Origin of the sequence: Rhizobium sp. AG207R (genome assembly GCF_027109195.1) — a bacterium.
Lineage (GTDB): Bacteria > Pseudomonadota > Alphaproteobacteria > Rhizobiales > Rhizobiaceae > Rhizobium > Rhizobium dioscoreae.
Map to the genome: position 1 here is coordinate 135661 of NZ_JAEPVT010000014.1, position 18833 is coordinate 154493.

Genomic DNA, 18833 nt, shown 5'->3' on the forward strand with positions numbered 1-18833 from the left:
ACCGCTGAATTTCCCGCATGCTCGCGGGCAACAGGCTTCAGGCGGAAGAGGAACCGTGACCTGAAGTGGCTTGCTCGGGAGCTTTGTCAACACGGCAAGAAGAAGGAACAGGGGAATGAACGATTATACGAAATATCTGACCAGCCGCGTTACCGCCGGCGGGCTTAGCCGCCGCGAATTCATGGGACGCGCAATGGCCGCGGGCGTGACTTTGACGCTCGCCGACAAGCTCTTTACCGAAAGTGCAATGGCAGCCGAACCGAAGCGCGGCGGCCATCTGAAGCTTGGCCTTGAAGGCGGTGCTGCAACCGATTCCAAGGATCCGGCAAAATTCCTGTCACAGGTCATGTTCTGCATCGGCCGCTGCTGGGGCGACATGCTGGTGGAATCTCACCCGCTGACAGGCGCCGCCGTTCCCTCGCTCGCTGAATCCTGGGAGCCGTCGAAGGATGCCGCCACCTGGACCTTCAAGATCCGCAAGGGCGTGAAATTCCACAACGGCAAGGACCTGACGATCGACGACGTCGTCGCCACGCTCAAGCGCCATACGGATGCGAAATCGGAATCCGGCGCGCTGGGCGTCATGAAGTCGATCAAGGAGATCAAGGCCGATGGCGACAATCTCATCCTGACGCTGACCGAAGGCAACGCCGACATGCCGTTGCTTCTGACCGACTATCACCTCGTTATCCAGCCGAATGGCGGTTATGACGATCCCCTCGCCTCGATCGGTACCGGCCCTTACAAGCAGGTCAGCTTCGAGCCCGGCGTACGCGCCACCTTCGAGCGCAACAAGGACGACTGGCGTACCGACCGCGGCTTCGTCGACAGTGTCGAAATCATCTGCATGAACGATGCGACGGCTCGCATCGCCGCGCTCTCATCCGGCCAAGTCCATTACATCAACCGTGTCGATCCGAAGACCGTGGATCTTCTCAAGCGTGCGCCGAACGTCGAAATCCTGGCCACCGCCGGCCGCGGCCATTACGTCTTCATCATGCATTGCGACAAGGCGCCCTTCGACAACAACGACCTGCGCCTGGCACTGAAATACGCCATGGACCGCGAGACGATGGTCAAAAAGATTCTTGGCGGCTACGGCAAGGTCGGCAACGACTTCCCGATCAACGGCACCTATGCGCTCTTCCCCGAAGGCATCGAGCAGCGCAAATATGATCCCGACAAGGCCGCCTTCCACTACAAAAAGTCTGGCCATAGCGGTTCGGTCTTGCTGCGCACCTCCGAAGTCGCCTTCCCCGGCGCCGTCGATGCCGCAGTTCTCTATCAGGAAAGCTGCAAGAAGGCGGGGATCAATATCGAGGTCAAGCGCGAGCCGGGCGACGGATACTGGACGAACGTCTGGAACGTCCAGCCCTTCTCCACCTCCTACTGGGGCGGGCGGCCGACGCAGGACCAGATGTATTCCACCGCCTATCTCTCGACGGCGGACTGGAACGACACGCGCTTCAAGCGCCCCGACTTCGACAAACTCCTGCTTCAGGCCCGCTCCGAACTGGACGAAGCCAAGCGCAAGGAGCTCTATCGCGCCATGGCAATGATGGTGCGCGACGAAGGCGGCGTCATCCTGCCGATGTTCAACGATTTCGTGAATGCCTCCACCAAGCAGGTGAAGGGCTATGTCCACGATATCGGCAATGACATGTCGAACGGCTATGTCGCGACCCGCGTCTGGCTGGACGCTTGATGCCTGAAGCGGGCGAGAACGCCCTGATCTCCAACGCAGCCGGGACCGCGAAAGCCTTTCGCGGTCCTCCCGACGTTTCAGGCAATTTCAGGAAAATGCGCAGCTGTTTTCCATTCGGAATTGCGTAAAACAACAAGAGAGAGCGGCACAGCGATTCCTGTAAAACATGGAACCGCTCTCAGTGCGAGGCATCGGCCATGTCCAATTCACCTCCCGGCACCGTTCTGCCCGGGCTGAGGTTCAAGCAGCGTTTTCCGCTGCTATCCCTCATTATCGAGCGTTGCGTGCTCAGCATCATTTTGCTGTTTGCCGTCTCGGTCCTGATCTTCGGCGGGCTCGAAGCCCTGCCCGGCGATTTCGCCACCACTTATCTCGGCCAGTCGGCAACGCCACAGGCGGTCGCGAATATCCGCGAAGAGCTTGGCCTCAATCGGCCGGTTGTCACCCGCTATGTCGAATGGCTCGGCAATGCCGTCAAGGGCGATTTCGGCACCTCCTGGGCCAGCAAGAATTCAGTTGGCGAGCAAATAGGCAAGCGGCTCGGCAATTCGCTGTTTCTAGCCGGCTTTGCGGCGTTGATTTCGGTGCCGCTGGCGGTTTGCCTAGGCATGCTCGCCGTCCATTTCAGGAACCGAATGCCTGATAAGATCATCAATGTCATCTCGCTGGCGGCAATCTCTCTGCCGGAATTCTTCATCGGCTATCTCCTCATCATGTTCTTCTCGGTCAAATTCGGTATCGCGACTTTTCCGGCCACAGTTTTCGACGGCATGGGCTTCGTCGATCGGCTGAAGGCAATCGCGCTTCCGACCGCAACTCTGGTCCTTGTCGTACTCGCTCACATGATGCGCATGACGCGGGCGGCCATTCTCTCCGTCATGTCTTCGGCCTATATGGAAACGGCGGAACTGAAGGGGCTCTCCGCCTTCCGCGCCATCGTCAAGCACGCCGCCCCCAATGCGCTGGCGCCGATCATCAACGTCATCGCGCTGAACCTCGCCTATCTCATCGTCGGCGTCGTCGTCGTCGAAGTTGTCTTCGTCTATCCGGGCATGGGCCAGTACATGGTCGATGCGGTGACGGTGCGGGATATGCCTGTCGTCCAGGCCTGCGGCCTGATCTTTGCCGCCGTCTACATCTTCCTCAACATGACGGCCGATATTCTCGCCATCATCGCCAACCCGCGTCTGAGGCATCCGCGATGAGATTGAGAGACATTCCCATCACCGCCTGGGTCGGCATGACAGGTATTCTGATCGCCTTTATCTGCGCGATCTTCGCGCCCTGGATCGCCCCTTTCGGCGAGACGGAAGTCGTCGGCAACGTCTGGCAGCCGGCCGATGCGCAATATTTTTTCGGTCTCGACAATCTCGGCCGCGATATCCTCTCGCGTCTGATCTATGGCACCCGCACGACGCTCTTCGTCGCACTGGCGGCAACGATCATCTCCTTCTCGCTCGGCATCATCCTCAGCTTTACCGCCGCCGTCTCGCGCGGATGGATCGACACGGTCTTTTCGCGCTTTAACGACTTGATGATGTCGATCCCGACGCTGATCTTCGCGCTCGTGGTGCTCGCAGTCCTGCCGCAGAACCTGATCGTGCTGATCCTCGTCATGGCCATTCTCGATTCCACCCGCGTCTATCGCCTCGGCCGCGCCGTAGCGCTGGATGTCGCGGTCATGGAATTCGTCGAAGCCGCTAAGCTGCGCGGCGAAGGCAAGATCTGGATCATCTTCCGCGAGATCCTGCCGAATACGCTGTCGCCGCTGCTAGCGGAATTCGGACTGCGCTTTGCCTTCTCGATCCTGTTTCTCTCCACCCTGTCCTTCCTCGGCTTGGGCATCCAGCCGCCGGCAGCCGACTGGGGCGGCATGGTCAAGGACAATAAGGACGGCATCATCTTCGGGATTTCAGCCGCGCTCGTGCCGGGCTCCGCCATTGCGGCACTCGCAATCTGTGTCAATCTGGTGGTCGACTGGCTCCTAAGGCGCACCTCCAGCCTCAAGGGAGGGCGTGGCGATGCCTGAGCTTCTTTCCGTCCGTAATCTCAAGATAGAGGCAACCAGCTATCCGCCGGGCGAGCCGCCGAAACGCGTCACCATCGTCGATGGCGTTTCCTTCGACTTGCAGAAAGGCAAGGTGCTCGGGCTGATCGGCGAGTCCGGCGCCGGCAAGTCCACCATCGGCCTTTCCGCCCTCGCCTACGGCCGTGGCGGCGCCGAGATTACCGGCGGCCAGGTGCTGCTCGACGGCACCGACATCCTGCCGCTCGGCAAGTCCGGCATCCGCCGGATCCGCGGGGCACGGGTCTGCTACGTCGCGCAATCGGCAGCGGCCGCCTTCAATCCGGCGCATCGGCTGGGCGATCAGGTCATCGAAGCAACGGTGAAGCATGGCCTGATGACGAAGGAGGAGGCAAGGAAGCGGGCGCTCTATCTCTTCCGCGTGCTTGGCCTTCCCAATCCGGAAACTTTCGGGGACCGCTATCCGCATCAGGTTTCCGGCGGCCAGCTGCAGCGCGCCATGACCGCCATGGCGCTCTGCTCCAATCCGGAACTGATCGTCTTCGACGAACCGACGACCGCGCTCGATGTCACCACGCAGATCGATGTGCTTGCAGCGATCAAGCACGCCATTGAGGAGACGCATACCGCTGCGCTCTACATCACCCATGACCTTGCCGTCGTTGCCCAGATTTCCGACGACATCATGGTGCTGAGGCACGGCAAGACGGTGGAATATGGCAGCGTCCAGCAGATCATCGAGGAGCCGCAACAGGACTATACCCACGCTCTCGTCAACGTCCGCCAGGAGATACGTGCAGAAGCCGCCGATCAGACGAGCGCGCTTTTGAAAATCGAAAATATCAGCGCGCAATACTCCAATGGTTTCAGAGTATTACATGATGTTTCTCTACACGTTCCTAAAGGCCAGACTTTGGCAGTGGTCGGCGAGTCCGGTTCCGGAAAATCGACGCTTGCCCGCGTCATCACCGGCCTGCTGCCGCCGAGCGACGGGCGGATTTCTTTCGACGGCAAGCCGCTGACGCCTGCCTTGAAAGACCGCTCGCGGCAGGAACTGCGACGTATCCAGCTGATCTACCAGATGGCGGATACCGCCATGAACCCGCGTCAGACCGTGCGCGATATCATCGGCCGTCCACTGACCTTTTATGATGGCCTGCATGGTGCAGCAAAGACCGCACGTGTGAAAGAACTGCTCGATCAGATCGAGATGAGCAACGGTTTCATCGACCGCTATCCGGCCGAGCTATCGGGCGGCCAGAAACAGCGTGTCGCCATCGCGCGCGCGCTCGCAGCCAAGCCGGAACTCATACTGTGCGACGAGCCGACCTCGGCGCTCGATCCGCTGGTTGCCGAAGGCATTCTGAAACTGCTCCTGAAGCTGCAGGAAGAGTCGCATCTCTCCTACGTCTTCATCACGCATGACATCGCTATCGTGCGCGCCATCGCCGATAGCGTCGCGGTGATGCATCGCGGCAAGCTCGTTCGCTTCGGCCCGAAATCGCAAGCACTGTCGCCGCCCTTCGACGATTACACCGACTTGCTGCTGAAATCCGTTCCCGAAATGGAGATCGGCTGGCTGGAGCGCGTACTGACGACCCGAAAGATGGAGAGCGCCGGAAATTGAAAGCTCAGCGCAGCAGGCGCGCGCTGAGTTCGCGAGCAAGCGTGCCGGCATTGCGACCGACAATCATGCTCTGGTGGTTGCCGGCAACATCGACCCAATCCGCATGCGCAAGAAAACGCCTCCATATGGTCTTGGGATCGCAATCGACCGGTGAGCCTTGCAGGCTGCGGTAGAAGGTCAGCTCGCCGTCATAACAGCTCGGTTTATAAAGACCCTTCATACGCAGGAGTTGTCTGGCAGCTGCATCATAGAGCGGCGGATAATCGCCCATCCATTGCGGCGCCAGCTCCGGATAATAGGCCGAATGCGGATCGGCGTAACGGAAAGAAAGGGGCTTCAGTTTTTTTGCGAGGAGTTCTCGTCGCTCGATAACCGACCTGCTGGCCTGAGCCGATACTTGACGGCGTGGCTGAGAATCGGTTTTCCGTAGGTTCTTCTTTCTGGTTCGGGCGCGCCTCCAGCGTTGCCACATGAACCTGCCCCACGTCGTCAGCGGCCACTCCTGCTCGCCAAACGGGGTATCAAGCATGCCAAGGAATGCAATCTTTTGCCCCTGCGCTCTCAGGACGCGGGCAAGCTCCAAGGCAAAAACACCACCAAACGAATAACCGAGCAATCGATATGGCTCGCTGATCCCTGCGGCCTGCAGCGCTCTCAGCGTGCTTTGGATCTCGTCTTCCACCGTGGCCGGATGTCGACGATCGCGATTGAAGGCCGTCAATGCAACGCCAAGGATCGGTCCTGGAAAGCGAATTTCCTTGATCAATTGCTGCATTTCCAGGAAGCAGCTTGCTCCGCCGGCAAATAGCAGCAACGGCGCCGCGCCCTCCCCGCCACGGAGCTCTATGATTTTCGGAGAGACTGAGAGGTCTTCGTGATTGGAAATTGCAAGGCCGAGGACATCGAGGGTGCGATGGCGATAGAAGACATTGACATCCAGCTCCTCCCCGGTTTCGCTCCACAAGCGCTTGATGAAATTCAAGATCCGGTTGACTGAAACGGCATCGGGAATGTCGGCGTCGCGGTCCAAATTAACCTTTGCTTCTTGGCGAAGCAGATCGTTGATATAGGCACACGCACTGGGATCTGCATCCATTCTCGCAGAGAAAAGCATCTAGGCATCCCCAAAATGTCGAAGTATGCGTCACTAAACGATATGATGACCGCCATTCTTATAAAGCGATCCTTAATATATTCCGTAGAAGCACAACTTTTTCTTGCATTTTGGGTTTTTCGCTGTTGAGCCCCCGCGAAGACTAACAAAGCCCTTCGGCAATCGGTGTCGTCAATACTCGGCTGGCACCGCATACACTTCGGCCGAGGGATCCGCAAGAAACGAGCGTACCGTCGGCGGCAGTTGCCGCGATGACAGCGGCAGCGGTCCGCAGCGCGACAGAAGTTCTCGCAGATCAGGCTCGGCACCCACATGCCGCCAGATCATCCGCGAGGCGTAGGGGAGGTTTTCCCTTCGCCAGGAGACGCCCATTGTCGTCCCGCGCAGATAGACGCGCTGGTGCTCGTCGAAGGGCAGGAGGATCGTCTGCGACAACATGGAATTCGGGCCTACCACACGCTCCGTGATGAAGATGCGGTTTCGATAAAACGCCGCCAAACCCACATATTTCGAGAATTGCTGAATGCCGTTTCCAGGATCGCGCAGACGTTCCATCGACTTGACGTGCACCAACCCACCCTGCTCGATCAGACGACTGCACGAACACACAACCATTCCGGGCCAGGACGGCGAACGATGATAGGTCTGGAAATAGCCGATGTGACGCCTGAGCGCGATCAGGTTTCCGGGAAACGCTTTGAGGAGATCGGAACCTTCATTGACGCCGAGGGCAGGTTTTCGAAGACGTTCACGAAACAGCTTCGGAGCGAGGCTAAAGTCGGCTGCATCAAGATCGAAATAGTTGGCGATGCGCGCCAGATTGTGGGCAGACGGTCTCGTCTGGCCGTTGATGTACCGGTTGAATTGTTGCCGGTTGATATCGATTGCGCGGCACAGATGCGAAATGGAGCGTTGCGTTGCGCAGGCAATTTTGAGGTTCTCGACCAAGTGAGGCATCGGTAGCTCCGCATTGACGACGACTAGCGTAAACTTGCTTAAAGATGCGTCAAGTCGCGAAATTGCGTGGGCTGAGCCGGCCTCTACGTTCTCACCTACAAAATGGAAACGAGGGAACTGTCATGACGCAACAAAAAGATCAATCTTCTCAGCTGAATATGGGCCGCCGCCACTTCCTCGGCGGGGCAGCCGCGCTGGGTGCACTGCCGGCACTCACCTCCGGCCTCCTAATGCCCCGCGATGCTCAAGCACAGGAAGCGAAGCGCGGTGGTCATCTGAAACTCGGCCTCAAGGGCGGCGCCACCAGCGATGCGCTCGACCCGGCAACCTATAGTGCCTCCGTCTTGTTCGTCATTGGCCGCCTCTGGGGCGATACGCTCCTCGAATCCGATCCGAAGACCGGCGCTCCCTTGCCGTCGCTAGCATCCTCCTGGACGCCCTCGGCTGGCGCTTCCGTCTGGACCTTCAAGATCCGCAACGATGTGCAGTTTCACGACGGCAGCAAGATGACGGTCGCCGACATTGTCGCGACATTGAAGCGGCATGCGGACAAGAATTCGCAGTCGGGTGCTCTTGGGCTTATGGCCTCGATCACCGGCATCGAAGAAAAGGCGGGCGATCTCGTCCTCACGCTTTCCGAGGGCAATGCGGATCTGCCTCTGCTTTTGACCGATTACCACCTGATCATCCAGCCGAAGGGCGGCGTCGACAAGCCGGCGGCAGCTATCGGCACCGGCCCTTACATTCTGAAGAGCTTCGAGCCGGGTGTTCGTGCCACCTTCGAGAAGAACCCTAGGGATTGGCGCTCTGACCGGGGCTTCGTCGACAGCGTCGAAATCCTCGTCATCAACGACAACACCGCCCGCATTGCAGCGCTCGCCTCCGGTCAGGTTCATTTCGTCAACAATGTCGACCCGAAAACCGTGCCGATGCTGCAGCGGGCACCGACCGTCGAGATCGTCCGCAATGCCGGCAAGGGCTTCTACTGCTTCCTGATGCATTGCGACACGGCGCCCTTCGACAACGCCGATCTTCGGCTCGCGCTGAAATATGCGATCGATCGCCAGTCGATCCTCGACAAGGTTCTGGGCGGCTACGGGACGATCGGCAATGACTATCCGGTCAATTCCAACTACGCGCTCGCGCCGACCGATATCGAACAGCGCCCCTATGATCCAGACAAGGCCGCCTTCCACTTCAAGAAATCGGGTCTCGATCGCCCCGTTCAGCTGCTGACGTCAGACGCAGCGTTTCCAGGCGCGGTGGATGCGGCGATCCTGTTCCAGCAAAGCGCACGCAAGGCCGGCATTGCGATCGACGTGAAGCGCGAACCGGAAGACGGCTACTGGACCAATGTCTGGAACAAGCAGCCTTTCTGCGCATCCTTCTGGGGCGGCCGTCCTACGCAGGATTCGCGCTACTCCACCTCCTACCTGTCAACCGCCGAGTGGAACGATACGCGCTTCAAGCGCCCCGACTTCGACAAGTTGGTGTTGCAGGCGCGATCCGAGCTCGATGAAGCCAAACGCAAGGTGCTTTATCGACAGCTGGCAGTGATGGTGCGAGACGATGGTGGCCTGATTTTGCCCGTCTTCAACGACTACATCATGGCCTCTTCGAAGACGCTGAAGGGATACGTGGACGATATCGGCAACGATATGTCGAATGGCTACATCGGCAGCCGTGTATGGTTTAATGCCTAAACCTCTTCTGGATATATGATCATGGCCGAGCGCAGCTTCACCACCATCGAAAATCAATGGATCACCCTGAAGGACGGAACGCGGCTTGCCGCGCGCATATGGATGCCGGAAGGGGCGGAGAGCGATCCCGTGCCTGCCGTTTTCGAGTTCCTGCCGTACCGCAAGCGCGACGGGACAAGTCCGCGTGACGAATCCACCTACCCGGTCTTCGCTGCAGCAGGCATTGCCGGCGTTCGTGTCGATATCAGAGGCTCCGGCGAATCCAGCGGCGTCATCGATGGCGAATATACAGAGCTCGAGCTTGCGAATGCCTGCGAGCTGATTGCCTGGATCGCAGCACAGCCGTGGTCGAATGGGTCGGTCGGCATGATGGGCATTTCCTGGGGCGGTTTCAACTGCCTGCAGGTCGCAGCGCTGAAGCCGCCCGCGTTGAAAGCGGTGATTTCGATCGCCTCCACGGTCGATCGATATAACGACGATATCCACTACAAGAACGGCTGCCATCTCTCCGCCCAACTCTCCTGGGCGGCGACCATGCTCGGCTATCAATCGCGCTCACCCGACCCGGCCATCGTTGGCGACGACTGGCGCGATATGTGGCTGGAGCGCCTGGAAAAGGAACCCTTCTTCATGGAAGAATGGCTCCAGCACCAGCGTCGTGACGATTTCTGGCGGCATGGCTCGATCTGCGAAGATTTTGCAGGCTTCGATATCCCCGCCATCGTCATCGCCGGCTGGGCTGACGGTTACCGCAATACGCCGCTGTTGGCGGTCGAAGGCCTCGGGGATAAGGCGAAGGCGCTGATCGGCCCGTGGGTTCACAAATATCCGCATTTCGCCTGGCCGAAGCCGCGGGTCGATTTCCACGGAGAAGCCATCGCCTGGTGGAACCACTGGCTGCGTGGCGAACGTAACGGCGCGGAGGCCATGCCATCGGTGCGTGCCTATATTCTTGACGCCATAAAGCCCGCCAAACGCCGCGACTTCGACCCCGGTTTCTGGATCGCGAAGCAAGAATGGCAGCAGCCAGAGATGCAGTGTTTCTATGTCGAGCAATTCGGCACGCTGATGGAAGGCATGCCAATCCCGCACGCACCGGAACATCCCGTCTATCTGCGCTCGCCGCTCGACACGGGTACGGCCTCGGGCGAATGGTTCACCCTGAAGCCGGATGCGGAAATGGCGATCGATCAACGCGTCGACGATGCCGGCTCGCTGACCTTCCAAACCGCGCCGCTGATCGAGGATCACGACTATCTCGGCCGCCCCGTCGTCACCTTGACGCTCAGATGCGACGCCGAAACCGCCAATCTCTGCGCAAGGCTCGTCGATATCCATCCGGACGGCACGGCAACGCGCGTTTCCTTCGGCGTGCTCAACCTCGCCCACCGCAACGGCGATGCCGCGCCGGAGCCGCTGATCAAGGGTCAGCAGGTCAGAGTGACTGTGACGCTCGATGCCTGCGGCTATCGTTTCCGCAAGGGGCACCGCATCCGCTTGTCGCTGTCGACAGCCTATTGGCCGATGGTCCTGCCGCCACCGGAAGATCCGGGCCTGGCGATCGACATCGCCTCCATCGGCCTTGCTTTGCCGAAGCTCGGTGCGCATGAGATCATCGACATCAAGCAGCCTGACAATCCCGATCCGCTGCCGAAATATATCGAACACGCACCAGGCTCGACGAAGCGGCAGGTGATGCGCGATCTCTCGGCCGGCGTCACCCGCTATGAAATTCATGAGGACACCGGCCTCTCCGAACATCCCGGCACCGGACTTTCCACACGGCAGCTGCGCGAAGAGGTCTGGTCGATCGCGCCGGACGATCCGCTATCGATGACAGGCATCTCGACATGGACCTGTGACATGAGCCGCCCCAGCTGGTTCGTTCGCACGGTGGCGACATCGTCCATATCCTGCGCGGCAAAGGACTGGATCATCAGCGCCTCCGTCGTTGCCTATGAGGGCGAGACCGAAATCTTCCGGAAGACCTTCGAGGAGAAACGTATCGCCCGCGACCTGATGTAGTTCAGCGCGACCCCGCAAACCGGCTTGCCGCTGCGCAGATGGCGGCAAAGCCGGCCCGCGCACCTTCGCTCATATGCCGTGCCCGCAGCCAGGCATGCACCATCTGCGGCTCCTCGCGGAACCAGACTTCGACGCCCGCCTGTGCGAGACGCGCCGCATAGTTGCGGCCATCGTCGCGCAGCGGATCGTAATGCGCAACGGTAATGAAGGTTGGCGGAAGGCCGGCCATGGTGGCTAAGGCAAGCGGTCCTGCGACCGGATCGCCTTCTGGCGCCTGCAGAACGGTGCGGTAATAGGCGACATCAGCCGTCGTCAGGCCCGGCGCCTCGGCCATCTCCTCATAGGAGCCGGAGACGAGATCGCCGCCGAGTGCGGGATAGATCAGGATCTGGCCAACAATGCCCGAAAGCCCCTCGGCCTGCGCGCGCACCGCCAGCCCTGCCGCGAGATTGCCGCCGGCGCTATCGCCGATCAGCACGACCGGCCTCTTCTCGGCGAGCAGCTGCTTGAGAACGTTGAAACAATCATCCGTCTGGGCGGGCCAGCGATATTCCGGCGCCAGCCGGTAATCGACCGAGACCAGTTCGGCGCCGGCATGATCGGCAATCTCGGCGCAGATCGCATGATGGCTCTCGAGCGAACCGACAACGAAGCCGCCACCATGGAGATAGAGAAGCTTCGTTGTCGTACGGATATTGGCGGGCTTGTAACGCCTGACGGGAATCGTTCCGGATACAAGATCATCCGCGGTCTGCATGCCCTCCGGTAAAGGGCGATCGAAACGAGCGCATAGTGCGTCATACCATTGGCGCTGTTGCGCGATGGAGGCCGTTACCGCATCCGGCGGATAGAAGGAATCGCAAATCTCCATGAACTGCAGGATGCCGGCTTCGCTCGGCATGGGACGCTCAACAGAGGTCATCGGATATCCTCGATTCGTGCCAGTGCATCGACACTACGCGGCGATGCAACCGAACACTTATCTGCCTACGGCCAGCACCGCCGCTATGGCGACATCTGCCTGATTACGCCGAGTTCAATCGGCGGCAAATACGCTGCCCGACAGTAGGGGAAAACCCGTCGGCATTTACATACATTGCGCGTTGGACCAGGTGAGCGCTGCAAGCGCAAGAGCCGCGCCAATCACAAGCCGAAGCATGATATTTCCCCATCCATATTGCTGCCATCGCGAGGCCAGTTACGTCGCGGGGCATTCGATCGTTAGGACGTGCCGTGGAAGCGACAGGGTTCCATCTATATTGACCTCGTGAGGCTGACTTATGGCAAGAGTTGATTGCCTGCAAGCGATCCGCTCGGTGCTGGCCGACCACGGGTTGGACCTTCACCTCGCGTGATATTGCTCGTCCGTCACATGCTCCAGCCAGTCCACCACCTTGCCGTCAAGGTGTTCCTGGATGGCGATATGGGTCATGGCTGTCGTCGGCGAAGCACCGTGCCAGTGCTTCTCATTCGGTTCGAACCAGACGACATCTCCGGGCCGGATCTCTTCGACCGGCCCCCCTTCGCGCTGAACGAGACCCAGGCCGACGGTGACGATCAAGGTCTGGCCGCGCGGATGGGTATGCCATGCCGTCCTCGCACCAGGTTCAAACGTGACGCTGCTCGCTGCGGCGCGCCGCGCATCATTAGCCACAAAGACCGGGTCTATCCGGACAGTACCGGTGAACCAATCCGAAGGGCCTTTGCCGGAGGGCTGCGCACCGTTCCTCGTGATATCCATGATGACCATCCTTTCCTGCGATGAGCCGTGACGGCTCCGCTGCATGAGGGCAATCTAGCCTGCAATTGACAAAGCGGTAGAGGGCCATCGTCGTATAGACTTATGAATTGGAGCGATAAATGTCGTTCCCGCCAGACTTACGACGCCATCAAGGTGCGGATGCTGCGATCTGCCGATTGCAGCAGCGCGAAAGCTTCGTAACGCCGTTCATGCAACGCCCTGATGGTGCCATCCGCCGGCTCGAACCTCTTCGCCAGCCGTGACATGGCAGCCATCGCGTCCACGAGCGAACCGCAATGCCCGCCGGCCGTGGCGCCGAGCATGGCCGCACCGAGAAGAACAGGCTCCTCCGTATCGGCGACAGCGACCGGCCTGCCGGTCGTATCCGCCAAAAGCTGACGTACCAATCCGCTCTGGGCAGCCCCGCCGCTGGCGATGATGAGATCGCAGGCAATGCCGTCCTGAGCCAGCTTTTCGAGCAGCTGCTTGAGGCCATAGCCGATGCCGCAAAGGCCGGCGACATAGAGCGCGACAAGATCATCGATACCGGTTTCCAGTCCGAGGCCGGAGATGACGGCGCGAGCGTCGGGATCGGCATAGGGCGAACGATTGCCGAGGAATTCCGGCACGACTTGAATGGACAGCGCGAGCTTCACGGCGTCGGACGCATTCTTGACCGCCTTCATGGCCTGCCGGTCAAGCCAGGCGACGAGCGACAAGTCTTCCGCTTCGGCCCTGGCACGCGCCTCACCACTTGCCGGATGCATGGTAACGAGATGATCGATCGCCGCCCCTGCCGCAGATTGCCCGCCTTCGGTCAACCAGAGGCCAGGCACCATGGCAGAATAATAAGGTCCCCAAACGCCATCGACGAAGACAGCGTCATCACTCGACGCCATCGAACAGGCGGAGGTGCCGAAGATATAGGCGAGCCTGTGCCGGACATTGGCTTTGCCGTCCGCTCCCTGCCCGCCGAGCGTCCCGACGCCGCCCGCATGGGCATCGATCAGCGACGCGCCGACCGGCGTACCAACGATGAGGCCAAGATCGCCGGCGGCAGCGTCGTTCAAGCCGCCACCGAGTGCCGTACCCGGCTCGACGATCTCGGTGCCGATCCGCACAAAGCCTTCGTCGGCCAACTCACCAAGGCCGATATCCTTGAAATATTGCGCATCCCAGCGCTTCTCGTGGGCGAGATAGGTCCATTTGCATGTCACCGTGCACACGGATCTCTGCAGCGAGCCGGTCGCGCGCCAGGTCAGATAGTCGGCAAGATCGAAGAAATGATCCGTTGCCGCGAAGGATTGCGGCAGGTTTCGCTTCAGCCACAGGAGCTTCGGCGTCTCCATCTCGGGCGAGATCCGGCCGCCGACATAACGCAGCACGGCATGATTGCCTGAATTGATCTCCGCCGCCTCGCCGGCCGCACGATGATCCATCCAGACGATGATATTGCGATTGGCATAGCCCGATGGTCCGACAGCCACGGGTTGGCCATCCGCCTTGACGGCGACCAGTGAACAGGTTGCATCGAAGCCGATGCCCGAAACGTCACCGGCCGCTATCTTTGCCGTTGCAACAGCCTCTTTGACGCTGTCGCAGACGGCTCTCCATATCTGCTCGCTCGACTGCTCGACGATGCTGCCGGCCTCGTGCCAGATGGTAATCGGCCGCTTGGCGGCGGCGAGCAGATGGCCATGCGCATCGAAAACCCCGGCCCGGGCGCTGCCGGTGCCGACATCGATGCCGATGAAATAGGGTGCTGTCATCAGAGATCCGTACTCAAAGGCAGGATCACCAGATCCCGGATTACGATGTTCCGCGGCCTCGATAGCATGAAGAGCACCGCTTCCGCCACTTCCGTCGCCTCCATGAGGCCGCCCGCGGCAATCGCTTCGTCAAGCTTTGCCTGTGGCCAATCGCTGATCAGCGCCGTTACCACCGGCCCCGGCGCCACGGCGCCGACGCGGATACCATGCTTGGCGACCTGGCGCCGAACCGTGTGGGTGAAAGCCTGGATGGCATGTTTGGAGGCAGTGTAGATCGGCTCCCAGACCACCGGCACCAGACCGGCGATCGAGCTCGTCATCATGATATCGCCGGTCTTGCGCTCGATCATATGCGGCAACACCATGCGAACCGAGCGGAACGCCGCGTTGATATTCAGATCCAGCATCCGGTCCCAGGAATCGGGATCGCCTTCCGCCACCTCGCCGCCGATATAGGCGCCGGCATTGGCATGGAAGATATCAAGCTTACCGAACTTGCCAAGAATCTGCGGCATCATCGCCGCTACGCTCTCGGGGTTCAGAAGATCGACGACGACGGGAAAGGCGTTCGGCCCCAATTCGGCGCAAAGGCTTTTCAGGCTGTCTTCGGCCCGGTCGACGAGGGCGACGCTGGCGCCCTCTTTCAATAGCGATTTGGCGCATTCCAGGCCAATTCCAGAGGCAGCCCCGGTGATGGCGGCGACCTTGCCGGCAAAATCCTGTCTCATAACAATCCTTACCTTCTTGAAGAAATCAGCCGCGCCCATGCGAGGCGCGGGAACGACGGGCGAGCGAGTCGACGATGACGGCAATGGCAAGAACTGCGCCTGTGATCATGTAGCGAAGCGCCGACGACAGATCGAGCATGGTGAGGCCGCTGGCGATCGACTGGATGACGATGATGCCGAGCAGGGCCGAATAGGCGCTGCCGCGGCCGCCGAAGAGGCTGGTGCCGCCGATGACGGCCGCCGCAATCGCATTCAGATTGACGTCGCCTGTACCCGCCTGCTGGCTGGCCGAGGCGAGACGTGCCGCCGCTAGCACGCCGCCAAGCGCCGCAAACATGGCGCAAAGCACGAAGGCGCTGGTATAGATCCTGCGTACGTTGATACCGGCGCGGCGCGCTGCCTCGCGATTGCCGCCGACGGCGGACATCGACCGGCCCCATTGCGTGCGCGTCAACGCGTAGTCCATGACGATAACAAGCACCACGAACAAGGCAAACATCCAGGGAACGCCACGATCCTGATTGAGGTAGAAGGCGACGAACTCTAGGGCCACGGTGATGACAGCCGCCTTCGCCAGCAGGCCGCCGACGGAGGGCGCGGAGAGGTTCGCCTGCCTGCGTCGCCGCACAGTGCCCAAGCCGGTCGCCAGCAGAACCACACCCGGAATAAGCGCGAAGAGATACGCAAGCGGTCGAGGAATGACGAGGAGCTGGCCGAAATTTACGATCGCCGAGCCATAGGGCAGATTGATCGAGCCGGTGGCGCCAAGCAGATAGAGCTGCATGCCGAGTACGGCGAGAAGACCTGCCAATGTGGCAACGAAGCTCGGCATGCCCAAGCGGTTGAACAGTACGGCATAGATCACGCCAATCACACCGCCGACGACCAGCGCCGCCAGGATCGCCAACGCCACCGGCCAGCCCTCATTGACCCAGAGCATGCCGACCATGGCCGAGGCGAAGCCGCTGATCGAGCCGACCGAAAGGTCGATCTCGCCAACCATCAGCACACAGACGATGCCCAGCGAAATGATGCCGACGGTCGAAGCATCGAACAGCAAATTGGCGAGGTTGTTGCTGGAAAGGAAGGTCGGGTTGAGCGTGCCGAACACCGTCCAGATGATGACGAGGCCGACGACGACGGGCAACGAGCCCAAGTCGCCGGAGCGCACCTTGTCGATGGAGGAGCGAATAGTCGCGCCAAGCCCGGTATCATGGTTGACGCGGACATCGCTGCGGTCGAGCAGCATGGTCGATTGCTTGCTGTCCTGGCTCATGGCTGGCCCCCTTCCCTCAATTCCTGCTGGGCCTGACGCCGCCCTGCGCGTCGCGACACGGCGTTTTCCGTGGCTCCGGTGATGGCGCTGACGAGTTCCTGGTTCGAGGCATCTGGATAGAAGATGCCGTTGTTGCGCCCGAGGCGTAGCACGACGATTCGGTCGGCAACGGCGCGCACATCCTCCATATTGTGACTGATCATGATGACGCCGAGCCCCTTGTCGCGGACGCGTTCGATGAGGTTCAGCACTTCGGCGGTTTGTGCGACGCCGAGTGCTGCGGTGGGCTCGTCGAGCATGATGAGTTTCGGCTCAAGCAGCAGCGAACGGGCGATCGCCACCGTCTGCCGCTGACCGCCGGAAAGCGAGGCGATGGGGATGCGCACGCTCGGGATGCGCGCCGCGAGCTCATTCAGCAGCGTCCAGGCGCGAACCTCCATGGCGGTTTCGTCGAGCTTCATCGGGCTCAGTTCCCGGCCGAGAAAGATGTTGGCGACGACATCGAGGTTTTCGCAAAGGGCGAGATCCTGAAAGACCGTGGCGATGCCGAGATCGAGCGCGGTTGCGGGGTCACTGAGCGTGACCTGCTTGCCGCGGAATGTAATCGTGCCTGAACTCGGCTGATGGACGCCGGCCAGAACCTTAACGAGCGTCGATTTGCCCGCGCCGTTGTCGCCGACCAGCGCCACGACTTCGCCGGCATGCACATCGAGGTTGATATCCGTCAGTGCCGAGACGGCGCCGAAGTGTTTGGAGATCCCTTTGAGGCTGAGCACCAGCTCGCCGTCCGGGGCTCTATGATCGGAAGCGTCACTCATGACTCGCCACCTTCTCGGGTTGAAATGCTATCGGATGCGTTTTGCCTCCGGCCGCCGAAGCAGCCGGAGACTGGGAGGAGCAGATCTCAGCTGCCGATACCGAGCTTCTTGCAGCCATCGGCATAGCGGTCGTTGCAGAGCTGTTCCGGCGTCTGGATCGGCTTGCCGTTGACCGTCTTGTCGATGATCTCGGCCTTCAGATTTTCGGACGTGACCAGGGCCGGCGTGAAGAGCTTGGTCGGTGTGTCGAAGAGCTTCGTGTCGGCCTTCGGCGTCTCGCCGGAGAGCAGCTCGATCGCAACATTGGCGGCAGCAGCCGCCACGATCTCGCTCGGCTTGGAGATCGTATTATACTGATCGCCCGAAATGATGAGCTGCAGGCCAGCGATGGTCGCATCATTGCCTGTGACCGGCGGCACTGGATCGTAGCCGGCGGCCTTGAAGGCAGCGACGGCTGCGCCAGCGGTGCCGTCATTGGCGGCGACGACACCGAGGATCTTCTTGCCGAAGCGGGTGATTTGGCCACTTGCCCATTGCTGCGCCTTCGGCGGTGCCCATTCCGGCGTGTCGAATTCGGCCAGCACCGGATAGCCGCCGTCGGCCAGACCGGCATGGATGCCCTTCTTGATCAGGCCGGCAGCAGCATCGGTCGGCGAGCCGTTGATCTCGAGAAGGCCGCCATCGCCCGCCTTCACGCCCTTCGCCTTCAGATGATCGACCAGCGATTTGGCGATCATCTTGCCGATCTCTTCGTTGTTGAAGGACACGTAGTAGTCGGCGGCCGCCGACGGGATGGGCCGGTCATAGGCGATGACGCGCACGCCCTGGCTCTGCGCGAGCTTCACCAATGAGGCGGCGGCCGTCGAGTCCACCGGGTCGAGCACGATAGCCTTCGCACCCTGCGAGATCGCCGAATTGAACTGCTGCTGCTGACGCGAGGCATCGCCATTGGCGTTCTGGTAGATGACCTTGCAGCCGGCGCAGAGCTTCTTCATCTCGGCCTGGAAACCAGGGAAATCATGCTCTTCATAGCGCGTCGAGCTCTGGTCGGGCATCAGGAAGGCGACGGTCGCGTCCGTGACTTTGGCCGACTGCGCGAAGGCGGAAGTGCCGGCCAGAAGACCGACCGCAAGCGCGGTTATGCCGGCGATTTTCAGTGCGAAATGGTTCATTGGAATTTCTCCGTTCCAAATGGTAATGGTTTCCCTCGATCATCGCGGCTGTCCGCACGCGATGCTCTTGTTGATGCGTCGCCGAAGGCGATCTCAGACCGACGCGGCGGTAATTTTGGACAAGCCTTCTCCTTCAGACGGCAGAGATGCCAACCCGTTCGCTCGCCCTGAA

The 18833-nt window shown here is 60.6% G+C and carries 15 protein-coding genes; 6 read left to right on the forward strand and 9 right to left on the reverse strand.

The window, feature by feature from the left end; translation table 11 throughout:
- Window positions 1-115: 115 nt before the first annotated feature.
- From JJQ51_RS28720 to JJQ51_RS28735, 4 genes are all read left to right on the forward strand, one after another.
- A complete protein-coding gene (locus JJQ51_RS28720) occupies window positions 116-1705 on the forward strand; it encodes an ABC transporter substrate-binding protein (protein WP_113351102.1) in 1590 nt (529 codons plus the stop codon).
- Between the two features lie 197 nt (window positions 1706-1902).
- The gene (locus JJQ51_RS28725) at window positions 1903-2910 is read left to right on the forward strand and encodes an ABC transporter permease (protein WP_113351101.1); all 1008 of its coding nucleotides are present in this window, start codon (window positions 1903-1905) and stop codon (window positions 2908-2910) included.
- On the forward strand, window positions 2907-3734 hold the full coding sequence (locus JJQ51_RS28730; RefSeq protein WP_113351100.1) for an ABC transporter permease: 828 nt from the start codon (window positions 2907-2909) through the stop codon (window positions 3732-3734). Before JJQ51_RS28725 ends, JJQ51_RS28730 begins: the two co-directional genes overlap by 4 nt.
- The gene (locus JJQ51_RS28735; RefSeq protein ID WP_113351099.1) at window positions 3727-5358 is read left to right on the forward strand and encodes an ABC transporter ATP-binding protein; all 1632 of its coding nucleotides are present in this window, start codon (window positions 3727-3729) and stop codon (window positions 5356-5358) included. The genes JJQ51_RS28730 and JJQ51_RS28735 overlap by 8 nt, the downstream gene beginning before the upstream one ends.
- 4 nt (window positions 5359-5362) lie before the next feature.
- On the opposite strand, the gene JJQ51_RS28740 is transcribed toward JJQ51_RS28735, so the two are convergent.
- Both JJQ51_RS28740 and JJQ51_RS28745 read right to left on the reverse strand, forming a co-directional pair.
- Window positions 5363-6472 (reverse strand): thioesterase domain-containing protein, encoded by a 1110-nt coding sequence (locus JJQ51_RS28740; protein ID WP_113351098.1) that lies wholly within the window; start codon window positions 6470-6472, stop codon window positions 5363-5365.
- 171 nt (window positions 6473-6643) lie between these two features.
- Window positions 6644-7429 carry a helix-turn-helix domain-containing protein gene (locus tag JJQ51_RS28745; RefSeq protein ID WP_113351097.1) on the reverse strand — a complete coding sequence of 262 codons (786 nt, stop codon included), beginning with the start codon at window positions 7427-7429 and terminating at the stop codon, window positions 6644-6646.
- A gap of 122 nt (window positions 7430-7551) precedes the next feature.
- Here JJQ51_RS28745 and JJQ51_RS28750 point away from each other — a divergent pair, with 122 nt between their 5' ends.
- Both JJQ51_RS28750 and JJQ51_RS28755 read left to right on the forward strand, forming a co-directional pair.
- A complete protein-coding gene (locus JJQ51_RS28750) occupies window positions 7552-9132 on the forward strand; it encodes an ABC transporter substrate-binding protein (RefSeq protein ID WP_145634136.1) in 1581 nt (526 codons plus the stop codon).
- Window positions 9133-9153: 21 nt separating this feature from the next.
- The gene (locus tag JJQ51_RS28755; protein WP_145634134.1) at window positions 9154-11157 is read left to right on the forward strand and encodes a CocE/NonD family hydrolase; all 2004 of its coding nucleotides are present in this window, start codon (window positions 9154-9156) and stop codon (window positions 11155-11157) included.
- Between the two features lies 1 nt (window position 11158).
- Here the strand turns inward: JJQ51_RS28755 and JJQ51_RS28760 are convergent, their stop codons facing one another.
- From JJQ51_RS28760 to JJQ51_RS28790, 7 genes are all read right to left on the reverse strand, one after another.
- Window positions 11159-12079: an alpha/beta hydrolase gene (locus tag JJQ51_RS28760; protein WP_145634131.1), complete on the reverse strand. Its 921-nt coding sequence runs from the start codon at window positions 12077-12079 to the stop codon at window positions 11159-11161.
- Window positions 12080-12499: 420 nt separating this feature from the next.
- Entirely contained in the window at window positions 12500-12901 is a 402-nt protein-coding gene (locus JJQ51_RS28765; protein WP_145634180.1) for a (R)-mandelonitrile lyase, read from the reverse strand.
- Window positions 12902-13035: 134 nt separating this feature from the next.
- Window positions 13036-14667, reverse strand: a complete 1632-nt coding sequence (locus tag JJQ51_RS28770; protein ID WP_145634128.1) for an FGGY-family carbohydrate kinase — start codon at window positions 14665-14667, stop codon at window positions 13036-13038.
- On the reverse strand, window positions 14667-15395 hold the full coding sequence (locus JJQ51_RS28775; RefSeq protein ID WP_113351196.1) for an SDR family oxidoreductase: 729 nt from the start codon (window positions 15393-15395) through the stop codon (window positions 14667-14669). The genes JJQ51_RS28770 and JJQ51_RS28775 overlap by 1 nt, the downstream gene beginning before the upstream one ends.
- 25 nt (window positions 15396-15420) lie before the next feature.
- The gene (locus tag JJQ51_RS28780; protein WP_113332737.1) at window positions 15421-16671 is read right to left on the reverse strand and encodes a sugar ABC transporter permease; all 1251 of its coding nucleotides are present in this window, start codon (window positions 16669-16671) and stop codon (window positions 15421-15423) included.
- Window positions 16668-17489, reverse strand: coding sequence for an ATP-binding cassette domain-containing protein (locus JJQ51_RS28785; RefSeq protein WP_145634124.1), 822 nt, complete (start codon window positions 17487-17489; stop codon window positions 16668-16670). The genes JJQ51_RS28780 and JJQ51_RS28785 overlap by 4 nt, the downstream gene beginning before the upstream one ends.
- 86 nt (window positions 17490-17575) lie before the next feature.
- Complete coding sequence (locus JJQ51_RS28790) at window positions 17576-18661, reverse strand: ABC transporter substrate-binding protein (RefSeq protein ID WP_269245579.1); 1086 nt, start codon at window positions 18659-18661, stop codon at window positions 17576-17578.
- Window positions 18662-18833: the final 172 nt, after the last annotated feature.

Excerpts from the sequence above, each read along its gene's own strand:
- JJQ51_RS28720 (WP_113351102.1), top strand. The coding sequence starts at position 116 with ATGAACGATTATACGAAATATCTGACCAGCCGCGTTACCGCCGGCGGG.
- JJQ51_RS28725 (WP_113351101.1), top strand. The coding sequence starts at position 1,903 with ATGTCCAATTCACCTCCCGGCACCGTTCTGCCCGGGCTGAGGTTCAAG.
- JJQ51_RS28730 (WP_113351100.1), top strand. The coding sequence starts at position 2,907 with ATGAGATTGAGAGACATTCCCATCACCGCCTGGGTCGGCATGACAGGT.
- JJQ51_RS28735 (WP_113351099.1), top strand. The coding sequence starts at position 3,727 with ATGCCTGAGCTTCTTTCCGTCCGTAATCTCAAGATAGAGGCAACCAGC.
- JJQ51_RS28740 (WP_113351098.1), bottom strand. The coding sequence starts at position 6,472 with ATGCTTTTCTCTGCGAGAATGGATGCAGATCCCAGTGCGTGTGCCTAT.
- JJQ51_RS28745 (WP_113351097.1), bottom strand. The coding sequence starts at position 7,429 with ATGCCTCACTTGGTCGAGAACCTCAAAATTGCCTGCGCAACGCAACGC.
- JJQ51_RS28750 (WP_145634136.1), top strand. The coding sequence starts at position 7,552 with ATGACGCAACAAAAAGATCAATCTTCTCAGCTGAATATGGGCCGCCGC.
- JJQ51_RS28755 (WP_145634134.1), top strand. The coding sequence starts at position 9,154 with ATGGCCGAGCGCAGCTTCACCACCATCGAAAATCAATGGATCACCCTG.
- JJQ51_RS28760 (WP_145634131.1), bottom strand. The coding sequence starts at position 12,079 with ATGACCTCTGTTGAGCGTCCCATGCCGAGCGAAGCCGGCATCCTGCAG.
- JJQ51_RS28770 (WP_145634128.1), bottom strand. The coding sequence starts at position 14,667 with ATGACAGCACCCTATTTCATCGGCATCGATGTCGGCACCGGCAGCGCC.
- JJQ51_RS28775 (WP_113351196.1), bottom strand. The coding sequence starts at position 15,395 with ATGAGACAGGATTTTGCCGGCAAGGTCGCCGCCATCACCGGGGCTGCC.
- JJQ51_RS28780 (WP_113332737.1), bottom strand. The coding sequence starts at position 16,671 with ATGAGCCAGGACAGCAAGCAATCGACCATGCTGCTCGACCGCAGCGAT.
- JJQ51_RS28785 (WP_145634124.1), bottom strand. The coding sequence starts at position 17,489 with ATGAGTGACGCTTCCGATCATAGAGCCCCGGACGGCGAGCTGGTGCTC.
- JJQ51_RS28790 (WP_269245579.1), bottom strand. The coding sequence starts at position 18,661 with ATGAACCATTTCGCACTGAAAATCGCCGGCATAACCGCGCTTGCGGTC.